General features: G+C 72.8%; 15 protein-coding genes. 2 read left to right on the top strand and 13 right to left on the bottom strand.

Annotated elements, in window-relative coordinates:
- Positions 1–75 precede the first annotated feature (75 nt).
- The 8 genes from ACIP6N_RS17410 to infC form a co-directional block, all read right to left on the bottom strand.
- Entirely contained in the window at positions 76–1,119 is a 1,044-nt protein-coding gene (locus ACIP6N_RS17410) for a PP2C family protein-serine/threonine phosphatase (RefSeq protein ID WP_401816539.1), read from the bottom strand.
- 207 nt (positions 1,120–1,326) lie between these two features.
- The gene (pheT, locus tag ACIP6N_RS17405; protein ID WP_401816538.1) at positions 1,327–3,855 is read right to left on the bottom strand and encodes a phenylalanine--tRNA ligase subunit beta; all 2,529 of its coding nucleotides are present in this window, start codon (positions 3,853–3,855) and stop codon (positions 1,327–1,329) included.
- On the bottom strand, positions 3,855–4,982 hold the full coding sequence (gene pheS / locus ACIP6N_RS17400; protein WP_401816537.1) for a phenylalanine--tRNA ligase subunit alpha: 1,128 nt from the start codon (positions 4,980–4,982) through the stop codon (positions 3,855–3,857). The genes pheT and pheS overlap by 1 nt, the downstream gene beginning before the upstream one ends.
- 125 nt (positions 4,983–5,107) lie before the next feature.
- Positions 5,108–6,271, bottom strand: a complete 1,164-nt coding sequence (locus ACIP6N_RS17395) for an ATP-binding protein (RefSeq protein ID WP_401816536.1) — start codon at positions 6,269–6,271, stop codon at positions 5,108–5,110.
- Positions 6,272–6,387: 116 nt separating this feature from the next.
- Positions 6,388–7,221: a TrmH family RNA methyltransferase gene (locus ACIP6N_RS17390; RefSeq protein WP_401816535.1), complete on the bottom strand. Its 834-nt coding sequence runs from the start codon at positions 7,219–7,221 to the stop codon at positions 6,388–6,390.
- Positions 7,222–7,377: 156 nt separating this feature from the next.
- On the bottom strand, positions 7,378–7,764 hold the full coding sequence (gene rplT / locus ACIP6N_RS17385) for a 50S ribosomal protein L20 (protein ID WP_401816533.1): 387 nt from the start codon (positions 7,762–7,764) through the stop codon (positions 7,378–7,380).
- Positions 7,765–7,866: 102 nt separating this feature from the next.
- The gene (gene rpmI, locus ACIP6N_RS17380) at positions 7,867–8,061 is read right to left on the bottom strand and encodes a 50S ribosomal protein L35 (RefSeq protein WP_401816532.1); all 195 of its coding nucleotides are present in this window, start codon (positions 8,059–8,061) and stop codon (positions 7,867–7,869) included.
- Positions 8,062–8,185: 124 nt separating this feature from the next.
- Positions 8,186–8,884 (bottom strand): translation initiation factor IF-3, encoded by a 699-nt coding sequence (gene infC / locus ACIP6N_RS17375; protein WP_401816531.1) that lies wholly within the window; start codon positions 8,882–8,884, stop codon positions 8,186–8,188.
- 351 nt (positions 8,885–9,235) lie between these two features.
- Between infC and ACIP6N_RS17370 the strand changes: the two genes are divergently transcribed.
- Entirely contained in the window at positions 9,236–9,628 is a 393-nt protein-coding gene (locus tag ACIP6N_RS17370) for a DUF1844 domain-containing protein (protein WP_401816530.1), read from the top strand.
- A gap of 46 nt (positions 9,629–9,674) precedes the next feature.
- On the opposite strand, the gene ACIP6N_RS17365 is transcribed toward ACIP6N_RS17370, so the two are convergent.
- From ACIP6N_RS17365 to ACIP6N_RS17355, 3 genes are all read right to left on the bottom strand, one after another.
- Complete coding sequence (locus ACIP6N_RS17365) at positions 9,675–10,421, bottom strand: SseB family protein (RefSeq protein WP_401816528.1); 747 nt, start codon at positions 10,419–10,421, stop codon at positions 9,675–9,677.
- A gap of 74 nt (positions 10,422–10,495) precedes the next feature.
- Positions 10,496–11,716: a type VII secretion-associated serine protease mycosin gene (gene mycP / locus ACIP6N_RS17360; RefSeq protein WP_401816526.1), complete on the bottom strand. Its 1,221-nt coding sequence runs from the start codon at positions 11,714–11,716 to the stop codon at positions 10,496–10,498.
- Entirely contained in the window at positions 11,713–12,759 is a 1,047-nt protein-coding gene (locus tag ACIP6N_RS17355; protein WP_401816525.1) for a hypothetical protein, read from the bottom strand. Before ACIP6N_RS17355 ends, mycP begins: the two co-directional genes overlap by 4 nt.
- Before the next feature lie 413 nt (positions 12,760–13,172).
- Between ACIP6N_RS17355 and ACIP6N_RS17350 the strand changes: the two genes are divergently transcribed.
- Positions 13,173–14,375 (top strand): amino acid deaminase/aldolase, encoded by a 1,203-nt coding sequence (locus tag ACIP6N_RS17350; protein ID WP_401816524.1) that lies wholly within the window; start codon positions 13,173–13,175, stop codon positions 14,373–14,375.
- Positions 14,376–14,407: 32 nt separating this feature from the next.
- Here ACIP6N_RS17350 and ACIP6N_RS17345 read toward each other — a convergent pair whose 3' ends face one another.
- Together ACIP6N_RS17345 and ACIP6N_RS17340 are read right to left on the bottom strand one after the other, a co-directional pair.
- Positions 14,408–15,199, bottom strand: a complete 792-nt coding sequence (locus tag ACIP6N_RS17345) for a 3-oxoacyl-ACP reductase (protein ID WP_401816523.1) — start codon at positions 15,197–15,199, stop codon at positions 14,408–14,410.
- A gap of 6 nt (positions 15,200–15,205) precedes the next feature.
- Positions 15,206–16,582 carry an aldehyde dehydrogenase family protein gene (locus ACIP6N_RS17340; RefSeq protein ID WP_401816521.1) on the bottom strand — a complete coding sequence of 459 codons (1,377 nt, stop codon included), beginning with the start codon at positions 16,580–16,582 and terminating at the stop codon, positions 15,206–15,208.
- Positions 16,583–16,585 lie beyond the last annotated feature (3 nt).

Raw genomic sequence — 16,585 nt, 5'->3', positions numbered from 1 at the left:
TCCTCGGGCCCGTCCGGCGTGCGGACGGGCCCGGGCCGTTTCCGGGAGGGCGCCGCGAAAATCCCGGGGTGACTCTCACACGGCCTCGCGGCGGGAAGGGCCCTGGCGGTCGCGGCCCGCGTCCGGGCCGGCGGACTGCGCGGGCACCCGCGAGCGGTCGTTGCGCAGCACGAGCAGCGCCACGTCGTCGGTGACCCGTCCCCGGGTGTGCCGCAGCAGCGCGCCGTGCACCCGGCGCACGACGGCCGCGGGCGAGACCGGAGCGTCCGCGGCGGCCGCCGCCAGTACGTCCACGAGACCGAAGAAGTGTCCCGAGCCGTCCCGGGCGTCCGTCGCCCCGTCCGTGTGCAGGAACAGCGCCTCGCCCGGCAGCAGCGTCCCGCACCGCCGGGGCGCGAGTTCGGCGGGCAGCGGAACGGCGCCCATGGGCGGCAGCGGCGCTCCCTCGGCTAGCGGCCGCGCGCCGCCGCCGAGCCGGTAGGGCCACGGGTGCCCGCAGTTGAGGGCCGCGATGGCGTCATCGGCGCCGATCTCCAGCAGCAGGACGGTGACGAACTCCTCGGCCGGCGGACACGGCGTCCCGAGGCTCGCCAGATGGCGCTGGTGCGCGCGGTCCAGGCGGCGCAGCACGCCGGCGAGTTCCGCCTCGTCGTACGCGGCCTCACGGAAGCTTCCGAGTACGGCGGCCACCGCCCCGATCGCGCCGAGACCGTGGCCCTTGACGTCTCCTATGACGATGCGGACCCCGTGCGGCGTGGCAACCACCTCGTACAGGTCGCCGCCGACCTCGGCGCCGCGCGCCACGGACAACTGCCGTGCGGCGAGGGCGAGTCCGTCGATCCTCGGCGGCAGCGGCCGCAGCAGCACGTCCTGCGCTGCGCGCGCGACCGCGCGCACCTGCCGCAGCTCGCGCACGGAACCGCGCCGTACGCCGGCCAGCAGCCAGGCCGCGGCCAGGAGGAAGGCCACACAGGTCGCGAGGCGCTGCAGCAGGCTGTCCATGACGGCCAGCGGGCAGGTCAGCTCCCAGACGACCACCAGCGAGAGACAGAGAACCGGAACCACACAGTCGACCACGCGCCGGCAGAACACGGCGTCCTCTGTGCACCTGCGGATCATGGGCCGCCCCCTTCGGCCGGGTGGCCGCTGGACGATGAAACAGGCCGTCGTGGCCGGATCGGATCGATTGTGTCGATCACCCGGAACCGTTCGCGCGCCCCGACCGCACTTGTCATCCGAACGAGTGAGGGGCGTGTCCGGAGATCCGGACACGCCCCTCAACAGGCGACACGCGTTCGAGCAGCCGGGCCGGCCGCCGCACGGTGACTACGCGCCGCGCAGGACCGCCCCGGTCAGCTCGGCGGCGCGGGCGACCGCCGCGTCGCGCGCGGCCGTGGCCTCGTCGACGGTCAGTGTGCGGTCCGGCGCCCGGAAGCGCAGGGCGTACGCCAGCGACTTGTGGTCCGCGCCGGTCTGCTCGCCGGTGAAGACGTCGAACAGCCGGATGAACTCCAGCAGTTCACCGGCGCCCTCGTGCAGCGCGCGCTCCACGTCGGCGGCCGGTACGTCCTTGGGGACGACCAGCGCCACGTCCTGGGTGGCGACCGGGAAGGTGGAGATGCGCGGCGCGCGCAGCGCGCCCTCGCCCGCACGCTCCAGCAGGTCGAGGTCGACCTCCATGGCGCAGGTGCGCTCCGGCACCCCGAGCGACTTGACGACGCGCGGGTGCAGCTCGCCCGCGTGACCGATCAGCGTCTCGCTGCCGTCCACCACGGCGAACAGCGCGGCGCAGCGCCCCGGGTGCCAGGGCTCGTACCGGGCGGCGCGGACGACCGGCTCGACGCCCGCCTCCCGCGCGACGGTACGGGCCGCCTCGATGGCGTCGGCCCAGTCGGCCGGGCGGCCCTTGCCCCACCAGCCGGCCTGCTCGCGCGCCCCGGCCAGTACGACCGCGGCGCGGCGCGGCTGGCGCGGCAGCGTGGCGTCGAGCGCCGCGATCTCCGCCTCGGTCGGCCGCCGGTCGACGGGAAGCCGTACGGGTACGGTCTCCTCGCCGGTCGGCAGGAACACCGAACCGGTCTCGAAGAGCGCCAGGTCGTGCGCGCCCCTGCCGTCGTTGCGGCGCAGCGCTCCGAGCAGTCCGGGCAGCAGCGTGGTGCGCAGCGCGGGCTCCTCGTCGGAGAGCGGGTTGACCAGCTTCACCGTGCGGCGGCGGTCGTCGTCGGCGGGCAGGCCCAGCTGGTCGAGCACCGCGTCACCCGTGAACGGGTAGTTCAGGGCCTCGACGTAGCCGGCGCCGGCCAGCGCGCGGCCGACGCGGCGGTGCAGCCGCTGCCGCTCGGTGAGGCCGCGGCCCGACGGCGGGGTGGGCAGCGTGGAGGGAAGGTTCTCGTACCCCTCCAGGCGGATGATCTCCTCGGCGAGGTCGTTGGGCGCGCCGAGGTCGGGGCGCCAGGACGGGACGGTGACGACCAGTTCGTCCTGCCCGTACACGTCGCAGCCGATCTCCTGGAGCCGCCGTACGACGGTCTCCCTGCCGTACGCGACGCCCGCGACCCGGTCGGGGTGGTCGGCGGGCATGGTGATGGTGTGCGGTGCGGACGGCGTGACGACCTCGGTGACGCCGGCTTCCGCGGAGCCGCCCGCCAGCAGGACCAGCAGGTCGACGGTCCGCTGCGCCGCCGCGGTGGTGGCCTCGGGGTCGGCGCCGCGCTCGAAGCGCCTGGACGCCTCGGAGGACAGCTTGTGGCGGCGGGCCGTGCGGGCGATCGAGAGCGGTTCGAAGTGCGCGGCCTCGATGACGACGTCGGTGGTGCCCAGGACCTCGCCCGTCTCGGCGTCGGTCCGCGTGTCGGCGATCTCCGTGTCGGCGCCGCCCATCACGCCCGCGAGGCCGATGGGGCCCCGGTCGTCGGTGATGACCAGGTCCTGGGCGTCCAGGACCCGCTTCGCGCCGTCGAGCGTGGTGATCTTCTCGCCGGGCGCCGCGCGGCGGACCCCGATGGGTCCCTGGAGCCGGGAGCGGTCGTACGCGTGCAGCGGCTGACCCAGCTCCAGCATCACGTAGTTGGTGATGTCGACGGCGAGCGAGACCGGCCGCATGCCGGCCTTCTGGAGCCGGCGCGTGAGCCAGATCGGGGACCGGGCCTCGGGGTCGAGGCCGGTGACCGTACGGGCGGTGAAGCGGTCGCAGCCCATCGGGTCCGCGACGTTCACCTCGTAGCCGAAGGAGTTGGGCGCGGGGACGTCGATGAGCGCCGGGTCGCGCAGCGGCAGGCCGTACGCGATGGCGGTCTCGCGGGCGACTCCGCGCAGGGAGAGGCAGTAGCCGCGGTCGGGGGTGACCGCGATGTCCAGGACCTCGTCGACGAGTTCGAGCAGTTCGATGGCGTCGGTGCCGGCTTCGTGCTCGGGCGGCAGCACGATGATGCCGTGCGTGCCGTCGTCGCCCATGCCCAGCTCCTCGCCGGAGCAGATCATGCCGTGCGAGGTCTTGCCGTACGTCTTGCGCGCGGCGATCGCGAAGTCGCCCGGGAGCACTGCTCCGGGCAGGACCACGACGACCTTGTCGCCCACGGCGAAGTTCCGGGCGCCGCAGACGATCTCCTGCGGTTCGCCGGTGCCGTTGGCGGTGCCGACGTCGACGGTGCAGAAGCGGATGGGCTTCTTGAAGCCCTCCAGCTCCTCGATGGTGAGCACCTTGCCGACGACGAGCGGGCCCTTGAGCCCGGCGCCGAGCTGTTCGACGGTCTCGACCTCGAGACCGGCCGAGACGAGCCTGGCCTGGACGTCACGGCCGGTTTCCGTCGCCGGCAGGTCGACGTACTCCCGCAGCCAGGAAAGCGGGACGCGCATCAGATCTCCATCCCGAACGGCCGGGTGAACCGGACGTCAGCCTCAACCATGTCTCGCATGTCTTCCACGTTGTGGCGGAACATCAGCATCCGCTCGATGCCGAACCCGAAGGCGAATCCGCTGTACTTCTCGGGGTCCACACCGCAGGCGACGAGCACCTTGGGGTTGACCATGCCGCAGCCGCCCAGCTCGATCCAGCCTTCGCTGCCGCAGGTGCGGCAGGGCCGGTCCGGGTTGCCGACGGACGCGCCGCGGCAGACGTAGCAGACCATGTCCATCTCGGCGGACGGCTCGGTGAAGGGGAAGTAGTTCGGCCGCAGCCGGGTCTTCATCTCCGGGCCGAAGAGCGCCTGGACCATGTGGTCGAGGGTGCCCTTGAGGTCGGCCATGGTCAGGCCCTCGTCCACGGCGAGCAGCTCGATCTGGTGGAAGACCGGGGTGTGCGTGGCGTCCAGCTCGTCGGTGCGGTAGACCCGCCCGGGGCAGACGACGTACACGGGCGGCTCACGGTCGAGCAGCGTGCGCGCCTGCACCGGCGAGGTGTGGGTGCGCAGGACGACACCGGACTCGTCGCCGCCGGTCCCCTTCGGGCCCTGGACGAAGAAGGTGTCCTGCATCTGCCGCGCGGGGTGGTCGGGCAGGAAGTTGAGCGCGTCGAAGTTGAACCACTCCGCCTCGACCTCCGGGCCCTCGGCGACCTCGTAGCCCATCCCGACGAAGACGTCGGCGACCCGCTCCATGAAGCTGGTCAGCGGGTGCCGGGCGCCGGCCGGGGTGCGGTCGTAGGGCAGGGTGACGTCCACCGCCTCCTCGACCAGGACCCGGGCGTCGCGCTCGGCCTCCAGCTCCGTCTGGCGGGCGGCGAGGGCCTTGCTGACGGCGCCGCGCGCCTGCCCCACGCGCTTGCCCGCCTCGGCCTTGGCCTGCGGGGGCAGCGCGCCGATCTCCCGGTTCGCGAGAGCGAGCGGCGAGGTGCCCGAGGTGTGCGCGGTCTTCGCGTGAGCGAGCGCGTCGAGGTCACCGGCGGCGGCGAAGGCGGCGAGCGCCTCGTCCCGCATGCGCTCGATCTCTTCCGGTTTGAGTGCGTCGACCTCGACCGGGTCGTACGACTTGTTGGGTGCCGACATCTCTTCCCGTACTTCCGATTGGCTGGCGAAACGACCCTGCTCGATTTTGCTCGATCACAGAGGGCGCGAAGGTGCCAAAGGTCGAGTCTAAAGGCCGTACGAAGGTGAAGAAGCCCGCGGGCCGCTCAGGTCAGATAGGCCGGAGCGCCGACGGGCAGGATAAATCGGAATTCGGCACCGCCGCCGGGTCCGCGGCCGACGGTGATCGTCCCGCCGTGCGCCTCGACGATGCCCTTGACGATGTACAGACCGAGACCGGTCCCGCCGCGCTTGCTCCCCCGCCAGAAGCGGGTGAAGACACGGCCCATCGACTCCTCGGGGATGCCGGGGCCTTCGTCGCACACGGTGACTGCCGTCCCTCTCGCTGTGTTGTCGGCGTGCTTGAGCAGCGCCGCCGCCACCTCGATGGTGACAGTTCCCTCTCCGTGGCGCACCGCGTTTTCCAGCAGGTTGCCGAGGATCTGGTCGATCTTGTCGGGGTCGGCCCACAGGTCGGGCAGCGGCTGCTGTATCCGGACGAGGAACCGGTCGGGGTCCTGCCCCGCCGCGGTGTGCGACTGGACGTGCCGTCCGACGGCCGCGCCGATGTCGACCGGCTGGCGGCGCACCTCCAGTCTGCCCGAGTCGATCCGGGAGATGTCCAGCAGTTCCGCGATCAGCCGCGTGACGCGGTTGGCGTCGGCGTCGACGGTCTCCAGCATCAGCCGCTTCTGGTCGTCCGTGAACCGCTCCCACTTGGCGAGCAGCGTCGCCGTGAACCCCTTCACGGACGTCAGCGGGGAGCGCAGCTCGTGGGCGACGGTGGCGATCAGCTCCGCGTGGCTGCGTTCGGTGCGGCGCCGCGCCTCGGTGCCGCGTACGCAGATCACCAGCTTGCGCACGGGCCCCTGCGGATACGGGCGTACGTAGCGCGCGGAGACCAGCACCTCGCGGCCCCCCGGCAGCAGCAGGTTGCGCTCGGGCTGGCCGCTGCGGGTGGCGAGCCCGCCGTACGGATCGGTCAGCGCCCACCAGCGGCGGCCTTCGAGGTCGGTCAGCGGCAGCGCGCGCTCCAGCTGACGGCCCAGCGCGTCGGCGGGCGACACGGCGGTGATCCGGGCGGCGGCGGCGTTGAAACAGGTCACGCGGCCGGTCTCGTCGGTGACGACCAGCCCGTCGGGGAGGTCGTCGGGGTCGAAGCCGGCCGTCGCGAAGCCGCCTGTGTCACAGGCGCCGGTACGGCCGGGGGGCTCGGAGGCATCCGTGAAAGGTTCCTGGACCCCGGCGGGCCTGCTCGCACCGACAGTCATCCCCGCATCCCACCTCTTTCACCCGGCTCAGTGGGCCCTCGAAGCCGTCACCTTACTAGCTGAACGTGATCGAGCGGACCCCCTCAGCACTGATGGACGGGCTGGGGCCTCAGATCCTAGGGGCGGACCCGCTGCGCGCGTGCGGAGGCGTAGAGGCAGACGGCTGCGGCCGTCGCGAGGTTCAGGCTCTCGGCCTTCCCGTGGATCGGGACGCGTACGACCGCGTCCGCGAGCGCGCGGGTCTCCTCGGGCAGGCCCCAGGCCTCGTTGCCGAAGATCCAGGCGGTGGGGCCGCTCATGGTGCCCGCGTCCAGCTCGTCGTCCAGGTCGCTGTCACCCGCTCCGTCGGCGGCGAGGATCCGCACGCCCGTGTCCCGCAGCCCCTGGACGGCCTGTTCCACGGGGACGCCCACGGCGACCGGCAGATGGAAGAGCGAACCGACCGACGCCCGGACCGCCTTGGGGTTGTAGAGGTCGACGGAGGCGTCGGTGAGGATCACGGCATCGGCGCCCGCGGCGTCCGCGCAGCGCAGCACCGTACCGGCGTTGCCGGGGTCACGGACGTTGGACAGGACGGCGACGAGCCGGGGCCCGGCCTTCAGGACGTCCTCGAACGGCGCGTCCAGGAAGCGGCAGACGCCGAGCAGCCCCTGCGGGGTGACGGTGTCGGACAGGTCGGCGACGACGTCGTCCGGCGCGTACAGCACCCGGGCTCCGGCCTCCCTGGCCGCGTCGAGGAGGTCCGCGTAGCGCTCGGCGGCCTCCGGTGTGGTGAACAGCTCGACGAGGGCCGGCTGCCCGTCCTCACCGCGGTGCGCGACCGCTTCCCGCACGGCCTGCGGGCCCTCGGCGAGGAACCGGTGCTCCTTGGAGCGGAAGGCACGCTTGGCGAGCCGCCGCGCGGCCGTGACGCGCGGGGATCGCGGGGAGATCAGCTCGGGGGTGCCCATGGGCGGCGGCTCTCTCACTTCTCGTACGGGCGTACGTCGTGCGGGCGGGGACCGGGGCCCGCGGCGGGCGCGGGGGCCGGGTGAAACACGCCGGACCCGCAGGCACGAGGCCTGCGGGTCCGGTGATGCGGCGGGTGCGCGCGAGACCGCGAGGTCTCAGGCAGCGGCCTTGGGGGCGTTGACGTCGCTCGGAAGCGCCTTCTGGGCGACCTCGACGAGCACGGCGAACGCGTTGGCGTCGTTGACGGCCAGCTCCGCGAGGATCTTGCGGTCCACCTCGATGTTGGCGGCCTTCAGACCCTGGATGAAGCGGTTGTAGGTGATGCCGTTGGCGCGGGCAGCGGCGTTGATGCGCTGGATCCACAGCTGACGGAAGTCGCCCTTGCGCTTCTTGCGGTCGTTGTAGTTGTAAACGAGGGAGTGGGTGACCTGCTCCTTCGCCTTCCGGTACAGGCGCGAGCGCTGGCCGCGGTAACCGCTGGCCGCCTCGAGGATTGCCCGGCGCTTCTTGTGGGCGTTGACTGCCCGCTTGACGCGTGCCACGTGTTAACTCCTTGTAGCGGGGCCGTGGTTGGACTCACACGGCCCGGAAGTGGATGGGTCCCGGTCTTGAAGCCGCGCCCCCGGTTACCGGGGGCCGCGACCTCACTTGCCGAGAAGCTTCTTGATCTTCGCGGAGTCGCCCGGGGCCATCTCGGCGGTGCCGGTGAGGCGACGCGTCACGCGCGACGACTTGTGCTCAAGCAGGTGGCGCTTGCCGGCCCGCTCGCGCATGACCTTGCCGGAGCCAGTGATCTTGAAGCGCTTGCTGGCACCGCTGTGCGTCTTGTTCTTCGGCATGGCGCCGTTCTCTCCTCGTCAGTGACGCTCCCCGCCGACCGGCGAACCGGCGCGCGGAAGCGTCAGATCTCTGATGTGTGGTTCCGGACCTGAACCGAGGGCGCCTGGATGACGCCCTCTCGGATCACGCGTCGGAAGATGCCTCGGCCGGAGCCTCGGCGGAGGCGTCGGCGTCAGCCGCTGCCTGCTGGTTCTCGTCCGCCTCGGCCGCGTCGTCGGTCGCGTAGCCCTGGCGCTCCGCCTTGCGGGCTGCCTGTGCCTCGCGAGCCTCGGCCATGGCCTCGGTCTTCTTCTTGTGCGGGCCGAGCACCATGATCATGTTTCGGCCGTCCTGCTTCGGGTTCGACTCGATGAACCCGAGCTCCTCGACGTCCGAAGCGAGCCGCTGGAGCAGTCGGAAGCCGAGTTCCGGCCTGGACTGCTCACGACCGCGGAACATGATCGTGATCTTGACCTTGTCGCCCTGCTTCAGGAACCGGACGACGTGACCCTTCTTGGTGTCATAGTCGTGCGGGTCGATCTTCGGCCGGAGCTTCATCTCCTTGATGACCGTGTGCGCCTGGTTCTTGCGCGCCTCACGGGCCTTCATGGCCGACTCGTACTTGAACTTCCCGTAGTCCATGAGCTTGCACACGGGCGGACGTGCGGTCGCCGCGACCTCGACCAGGTCCAGGTCGTACTCCTGCGCCAGCTCCAGGGCCTTCGCAAGCGGCACGATGCCGACCTGCTCGCCACTGGGACCGACGAGTCGGACCTCGGGAACACGAATCCGGTCGTTAATGCGGGGCTCAGCGCTGATGGATCCTCCTCGGTAGCACCACACGACTGTCTGGCAGACAGCCGCGTAACGTCTGTTTCTCAGACCAACCGCGGGGATTAATGAAAAATGCCCCGGACGGGACACAGGCGGCAGCTCCTGGAATACCGGAGCACCGCCGCGTCAACCGCGGGGCGCGCTTCGGGCAGCTCCATCGTCCGTACGGAACGATGGGGACCGCCTGACCGGTGACCCGCCGCCCGCGAGGGCAGTCAGGTGGGAGATCGGAGCCTCCACTTGTGGGCCGAACACCTATGCGTCCGGCCGGTCGTCACTCCAGGTTAGCACCAACCTCCCGGGGTGGCTAACCGGCAGCGGGCGCGGGGGCCCCGCGGACCCGGGGCATATCGTGTGAGCATGAGCGACGCGACCTCCCCCGAGCAAGCCCCCGACGTGCAGCTGCCCGAACAGCAGTCCCCCGACTTCGACGCCATGGCCCGCGACATCGCGGAAGTACCCGCCGTCGAGGTCATCGTCACGGTCGCGGTGAACCTGATGAGCGCGGCCGCCGTGAAGCTCGGCCTGACCGATGACGGCGACGACCACAAGGACCTGGACGAGGCCCGCAAGCTCGTCCACGCGCTGGCCGGACTGCTGGACGCCAGCACGACGGAGATCAGCTCGTTCCACGCGGCTCCGCTGCGCGACGGCCTGAAGTCCCTCCAGCTGGCCTTCCGCGAGGCCTCGCTCGTACCGGACGAGACCGGTCAGGGGCCCGGCGAGAAGTACACGGGCCCGGTCTACGGCTGACCGCCGCGCACCACCGGTCCCGCGCTCCCTGTTCCGCCGCGTGGCGTCACTGTTCGGTCGCGCGGGACCTTACGAAAAGGGGCTCGCCCGGCGGCGTGGCCCCGGCCGGCAGGATCGCCAGGTCGAGTCCGCGCACCAGGCGGGCCCTCAGTACGCCGTCGGCCGCCAGCGACGCGGCGACCCTGCGGGCCGCCTCCGCCGGGGACGCGTCCGCGGCGAGCACGAGCGCGAGCGTGCCGTCGGCGCTGCCGGGGCCGAGATGGGCCCGGAGCACCGCGGGCTCGGCCGCGACGGCGGACCGCACGGCCCCGGTGACCGCGGGGTCGTCCAGTGGACGCGTACTGGCGCGGCCCTCGGCGGCGGCGACCAGGGCGGCGCCGGTGAGCTGGTACGGGACAGGGCCCGCAAGATCGAGGACCAGCGTGTCCGCCCGCTCGTGCGCCGCTGCCTGGAGCGCCTGGTGCAGCGGTACGGCGACCGGGCGCGCCTCGGGGTCCCAGCGGGCCAGCGCGGCGAGCGACGTGAACGCGGGCAGCGCCCTGCGGTCCCCGGCCGTCAGGGTGGGTACGGCCATGTCGCTGGTCTTCTCGCGGCGCAGGCCGTTCTCGTCCGTCTCACTCTCACCGAGGACGGCGACCACGGGGACCAGCAGCCGGGCGCCCCTGAGCGCCGCGAGCACCTGCCCTTCGGCCGTCCGGTCCGCGGCCCAGGCGGCGAGGGCCGCCGTCAGGGCCGGGTCGGCGGTGCCGTCGTCGTCGGAGAAGCCTGAGTCCGGGATGTTCTTGAGCGCCACGGATCGAGGGTAGGCCCTGCTCGGGGGCCCGGCGGTCGTGGGGTGGAGCTCCGGCCGCCACGCCCTGTCCGCGGTCAGCGCACCGAGTTCCAGCGCCTGACGCCACCGCGCCACAGCACCACGGCGCCCGCGAGCAGCACCGCGCCGAGGCCGCCCACGACCGGCGCCAGCCAGCCGGCCGGTTCCGACTCCTCGCGCGGGGCGTCGGGGCCGCTGCCGAAGTACTTCTCCCGGTAGCCCGCCGACGCGCCCTTCAGGTCCGTACGTCCGGCCTTCCCGCCGGCCGCGATCGCGGCGGCGGGGTCGACGAGGCCGTACCCCTTGGCGTCGTCGCGTCCGCCCGCCGGCGCTTCGCGTGCCGTGTCCGCGAGCACCTTCTTGATCTGCGCGGGGGTGAGACCGGGGTGGGCGGAGCGTACGAGTGCGACGGCGCCCGAGACGAAGGCCGCCGCCGCGCTGGTGCCCCAGCCCTCGTAGTAGTGGCGGTCCGGGTCCGCTATGACGACGTCGTCGCCCGGGGCGCTGACGGTGGCGTACCAGCGGCGCGTGGAGAACGAGGCGCGTGCGCCGTACCGGTCGACGGCGGTCACCGCGATCACGCCGGGATAGGCGGCGGGGTAGGAGATGTGGTCGCCCTTCTCGCCTCCGTTCCCGGCGGAGGCCACGACGACGGCGCCCTTGGCGAGCGCGTACTGGACGGCGTCGTCCTCGCCGGGCTCCGGGTGGGCGGACGCGCTGTCGTCGCCGAGGGAGAGGTTGATGACGTCGGCGCCGTGGTCGGCGGCCCAGCGGATGCCCTCGGCGAGTGCGCCGCCCTTGGAGGTGCGGGCCTTGTCGCGGCCGGGGTCGGTGCCTTCGAGGATGACCCGGACGGGAAGGATCCTCGCCTTCGGCGCGATGCCGAGGACGCCTTCGGAGCGGCCCGGACCATGGCCGTGGCCCGCGATGATGCCGGCCATCGCGGTGCCGTGCCTGGCCCAGGACCGGTCGCCGCTCGTGGCGCCGAAGCCGATCAGGTCCTTGCCCGGCAGGACCTGTCCCGCGAGGTCGGGGTGGGTCCCGTCGACGCCGGTGTCGAGGACGGCGACGGTGACACCGGCGCCCTCGGTGGTGCGCCAGGCCTGTTCGGTGTGCATGGCTTCGAGGGCCCACTGCTGGGCGCGGATGGAGTCCGCGCGGGCGGTCGGCGCGGACAGCAGGGCGAAGGAGGTGGCGGCGAGAAGGACGGCCGTCAGGCGGTGCCGGGGGTGCGGTGCCGGGGGCCTCTGTGACGTGAGCGGGGTTCTGGTCGTCATGGGGAGGTCACCGTGTCCGTGCTGATCTCTTCGCGCAGTCCGTGCTCGATCCGGTCCGCCACGCCCTCGGCCTCGAAGCCGAGTCCCGCCTGCGCCGCCGCGGTGGTCGCGCCCCCGGTCATCGCCTTCGCCGCGGGCTGCGGGTCGGGGACGGCGCGCGCGTCGGCGAAGCCGGAGACGGCGTAGACCACGACGGGTTCCTGGTCGAGGACGTGCACCGTCCAACTGGCGCGCTGCCGGTCGCCGAACCCGGCGGCGACCGTGCCGGGCACGGGGAAGGTGCGGGGCATCAGGTCGGCACGTCCGGTCAGGTTCTCGTCCTGGAAGCGGGTGCGCAGGGCCTTCATGGCGGCCGGGTCGGCCTGGGTGAAGACGAGCCCGACGGTCGTGACGCTGCTGGACGTGGCGTCCGCGTACGTCGCCCGCACCACACGCGCGCAGCCGGCCTGGCGCAGTGTGTCGAGCAGCAGGGTGTCCAGGGTGCCCGCGCAGCCGCTGTCGGGCGCGACGGCGACCCGGGTCCAGGTGCGGTCGGCGCCGCCGGGGCCCGCGCCTTCGCCCTTCAGGGTGCGGGGGAAGAGGGTGTCGACGGGCACGCTGTGCCAGAGGGTGCGTGCGGTGGTGAAGCCGTCGGAGGCCGCGCTGTCGGCGGCGGAGTCGCCGGTCAGCCAGCTCCCGGTGGCCGCGCCGCCGATCAGCCCGAGCCCGAGGACCACGCAGGCCACGGCGAGCGCGGTCCTTCCGGGATGCCGGGCGGGTACGGGGCGCAGCCGGGTCGTGGTCTCCGCTGTCCCGGAGGGAGCGCCGGGCCAGGAGGGGAAAGGCGCCGGATGCCCGGGCAGCGGGGGGAGGACCCCGGCGTCGGCGGGCGTTCGGCTCGCGGGCACGAACGGGGGCCTGGGCGGGTGCGCGGGCCGGGGCGGCACCACGGGGGCCGGCGCGGCGGGCGCGGGCGGGGCAGGTACGGACGGCACGGGCGGCGCGGGTACGGGGGCTGCCTGCGGGATCTCCGGGAGCCGCAGCTGCCTGGTGGGCTCGTCCATGAGCTCGTCGGACGCCTGGTCCGGTGCCTCGCCGGGGGCCGGCTCAGAGGCAACGCGGGGACTCGGCACCGGTATACGGGGATCGGCGGGCGGATCCGTGAGCGGCTTCGGGGGAAGCGACGCGCCGGGCACCGTGCCCGGGGCGGACGTGTCCGGCGGGTCCTCCGACGAGGGCGGTACGGGCACACGTCGCGCTTCCGTACTCATCCGCCCCCCTGTGCTGTCCGTTCCGCCAGTCCGGTCCACAGCTCACCGCAGGCCCGGCCGCCCGCCGGGGCAGTGCCGTTCCCGGCCGCGTGTGCGGTCACTCTACGGGCTCCCGCGGGCCCGGCGGGAACACAGGCGCGGGCCCGGGGTGATCTGCCCCGATCGTCCCCCTACCGAGTGGAATTCAGGTCTGGCAGGCTCACTCCATGACTCCGCGTGCCACTGACAGGGCCCGGTACGACCGTGCCACCGCCGCTCTCGACGCCCCGCTCGCCGTGGTCGATCTCGACGCGTTCGACGCCAACGCCGAGGACATCCTGCGGCGGGCCGGCGGCAAGCCGGTCCGGGTGGCGAGCAAGTCGGTGCGCTGCCGGAACCTGCTGGAACGGGTGCTCGCCCGGGACGGCTTCGCGGGGATCATGTCGTTCACGCTGGCCGAGTCGCTGTGGCTGGCGCGCTCCGGTTTCGACGACGTACTGCTGGCGTATCCGTCGGCGGACCGCGCCGGGTTCGCGGAGCTGGCGGCCGATCCCGGACTGTCCGCCGCCGTCACCGTCATGATCGACGACCCGGCGCAGTTGGAGCTGATCGACGCCGCGCGCGACGGCGGCCGTGAGGAGATCCGGGTCTGTCTGGAACTGGACACGTCCCTGCGGCTGCTGGGTGGCCGGGCACGGTTCGGCGCGCTGCGCTCTCCGCTGCGCGAACCCGCCCAACTGGCCGATTTCGCCAGGTCCGTTGCCCGGCGTCCTGGCTTCCGGCTGATCGGTCTCATGGCGTACGAGGGCCATGTGGCCGGTGTCGGGGACGCCGTGCCGGGGCGGCCGCTGCGCTCGCGCGCGATCCGGCTGATGCAGGCCGCGGCCCGCAAGGAGCTGGCGGAGCGGCGGGCCGCGGTGGTGGGCGCGGTGCGGTCCGTCGCGCCCGATCTCGCCTTCGTCAACGGCGGTGGTACGGGCAGTGTGCAGCACACCGCGGCGGAGGACGCGGTGACGGAGATCGCCGCGGGGTCGGGGCTGTACATGCCGCGGCTGTTCGACAACTACACCTCGTTCAGCGGCCGTCCGGCCGCGCTCTTCGCGCAGCCGGTGGTGCGCAGGCCGGGCGTCGGTGTGGTGACGGTGCTCGGCGGCGGCTATCCGGCGTCGGGCGCGGCGGGCGGGGACCGGCTGCCCGTGCCGTATCTGCCCGAGGGCCTGCGCTACGACGCCCAGGAAGGTCCCGGCGAGGTGCAGACCCCGCTGCTCGGGGCCGCCGCCGACGATCTGCTGATCGGCGACAAGGTGTGGTTCCGGCACGCGAAGGCCGGTGAACTGTGCGAGCGCTTCGACCAGTTGGTGCTGATCGAGGGCGAGAAGGTGACGGCCGTCGTCCCGACGTACCGGGGCGAGGGCCGTACCTTTCTCTGATTCCCGAGCGGCCCTCTCAGGCCCGCGGGCGCTTATACGGGGGTGACGTACGCCCCCGAAATGCCGCCGTCCACCAGGAAGTCGGTGGCGTTGATGAACGAGGAGTCGTCGCTCGCGAGGAACGCGACGGCCGCCGCGATCTCGTCGGCCTCCGCGAACCGGCCGACCGGGATGTGCACCAGCCGGCGCGCGGCCCGCTCGGGGTCCGTCGCGAACAGCTCGCGCAGCAGCGGGGTGTTGACGGGCCCCGGGCACAGCGCGTTGACACGGATGCCCTCGCGGGCGAACTGCACACCCAGTTCACGGGACATGGCGAGCACCCCGCCCTTGGAGGCGGTGTACGAGATCTGCGAGGTCGCCGCCCCCATCCGCGCCACGAACGACGCGGTGTTGATGATGGAACCCCGTCCCTGGCGCTGCATGTAGGGAATGGCGGCCTTGCAGCACAGGTACACGGAGGTGAGGTTGACCTCCTGGACCCGGCGCCAGGCGTCGAGTCCTGTGGTGAGGATCGAGTCGTCGTCGGGCGGCGAGATGCCCGCGTTGTTGAACGCGATGTCGACGCTGCCGTAGGTGTCGAACGCCGTTTTGAACAGCGCCTCGACCTGGTCGGCGTCGGTGACGTCGACGGAGACGAACGTACCGCCGACCTCGTCGGCGGCGGCCTTGCCCGCGGTCGCGTCGATGTCGCCGCAGACGACGTGCGCGCCCTCGGAGGCCAGCCGCCGCGCGGTGGCGAGGCCGATGCCGCTGCCGGCTCCGGTGATGACGGCGGTACGGCCGACGAGGCGGCGGCAGACGGTGCCGGTCGTGGGTTCGGTCATGGGGGGTCAGGCCTCCGTGCTGATGAAGACGTTCTTGGTTTCGGTGAAGGCGGCGAGGGCGTCCGGGCCCAGTTCGCGGCCGAGTCCGGACTGCTTGTAGCCGCCGAACGGGGTCCCGTAGCGCACCGCGCTGTGGGAGTTGACGGACAGGTTGCCCGCGGCGACGGCGCGCGAGACGCGCAGGGCGCGGCCCACGTCACGGGTCCAGATGGAACCGGCGAGGCCGTACTCGGTGGCGTTGGCGAGCTGTACGGCGTCCTCCTCGTCCTCGAACGGGAGAACGACGGCGACCGGCCCGAAGACCTCTTCCGTGGCGACCGGGGAGTCCACGCCGGCGTCGGTGAGGACGGTCGGCGGGAACCAGAAGCCGGGCCCTTCGGGCGCGGTACCCCTGATGCCCTTGGCGCCGTCGGGGACGTACGACCGTACGCGCTCCAGCTGGACCGCCGAGATCAGCGGTCCCATCTGCGTGCGCTCGTCGGCCGGGTCCCCGACGACCACCGATTCGACGGCGGGGGTGAGGAGTTCGAGGAACCGGTCGTAGACGTCACGCTGGACGAGGATGCGGCTGCGCGCGCAGCAGTCCTGTCCCGCGTTGTCCAGGAAGGCCATCGGCGCTGTGGCGGCGGCCTGTTCGAGGTCGGAGTCGGCGAAGACGATGTTGGGGCTCTTGCCGCCGAGTTCGAGCGTCACGCGCTTCACGAGCGCGGCGCTCTTCGCCATGATCCGCTTGCCGACGCGGGTGGATCCGGTGAACACGATCTTGGCGATGCCGGGGTGCTCGACCAGCGCGTCGCCCGCGACCGCGCCGGCGCCGGGCAGCACCTGGAACAGGTGCTCGGGAAGCCCTGCCTCCAGGGCGAGTTCGGCCAGCCGGAGCGCGGTGAGCGGGGTGGTCTCGGCGGGCTTGAGGAGAACCGCGTTGCCCGCCGCGAGTGCCGGGGCCGCGGCCCAGCCGGCGATGGGCATGGGGAAGTTCCACGGGGCGATGACGCCGACGACACCGAGCGGTTCCAGGAGGGTGATGTCGAGTCCGCCCGCGACCGGGATCTGCCGGCCGCTGAGCCGTTCCACTCCGCCGGCCGAATAGTCCAGCAGATCCCGGAAGTTGCCCGCTTCCCAGCGGGCGTTGCCGATGGTGTGGCCGGCTTCGCGGACCTCCAGCCGCGCCAACTCCTCGTTGTGCGCGTCGACGGTGGCGGCGAAGCGGCGCAGCAGCCTGGCGCGGTCCGCGGGGGCCGCGGCCGCCCAGCCGCGCTGCGCGGCGGCGGCCCGCCGGACCGCCGCGTCGACCCCGTCCCGCGTGGTCGCGGGGATCGTGGCGACGGTCTCGCCGGTCGCGGGGTCGAGGACGTGGTGTTCCGCTGCGTGGTGCTCGTGCACGTC

Origin of the sequence: Streptomyces sp. NPDC088725 (assembly GCF_044751305.1) — a bacterium.
GTDB lineage: Bacteria > Actinomycetota > Actinomycetes > Streptomycetales > Streptomycetaceae > Streptomyces.
Note: the sequence above shows the minus strand (reverse complement) of the source record. Positions and strands in the feature narration are given on the sequence as shown.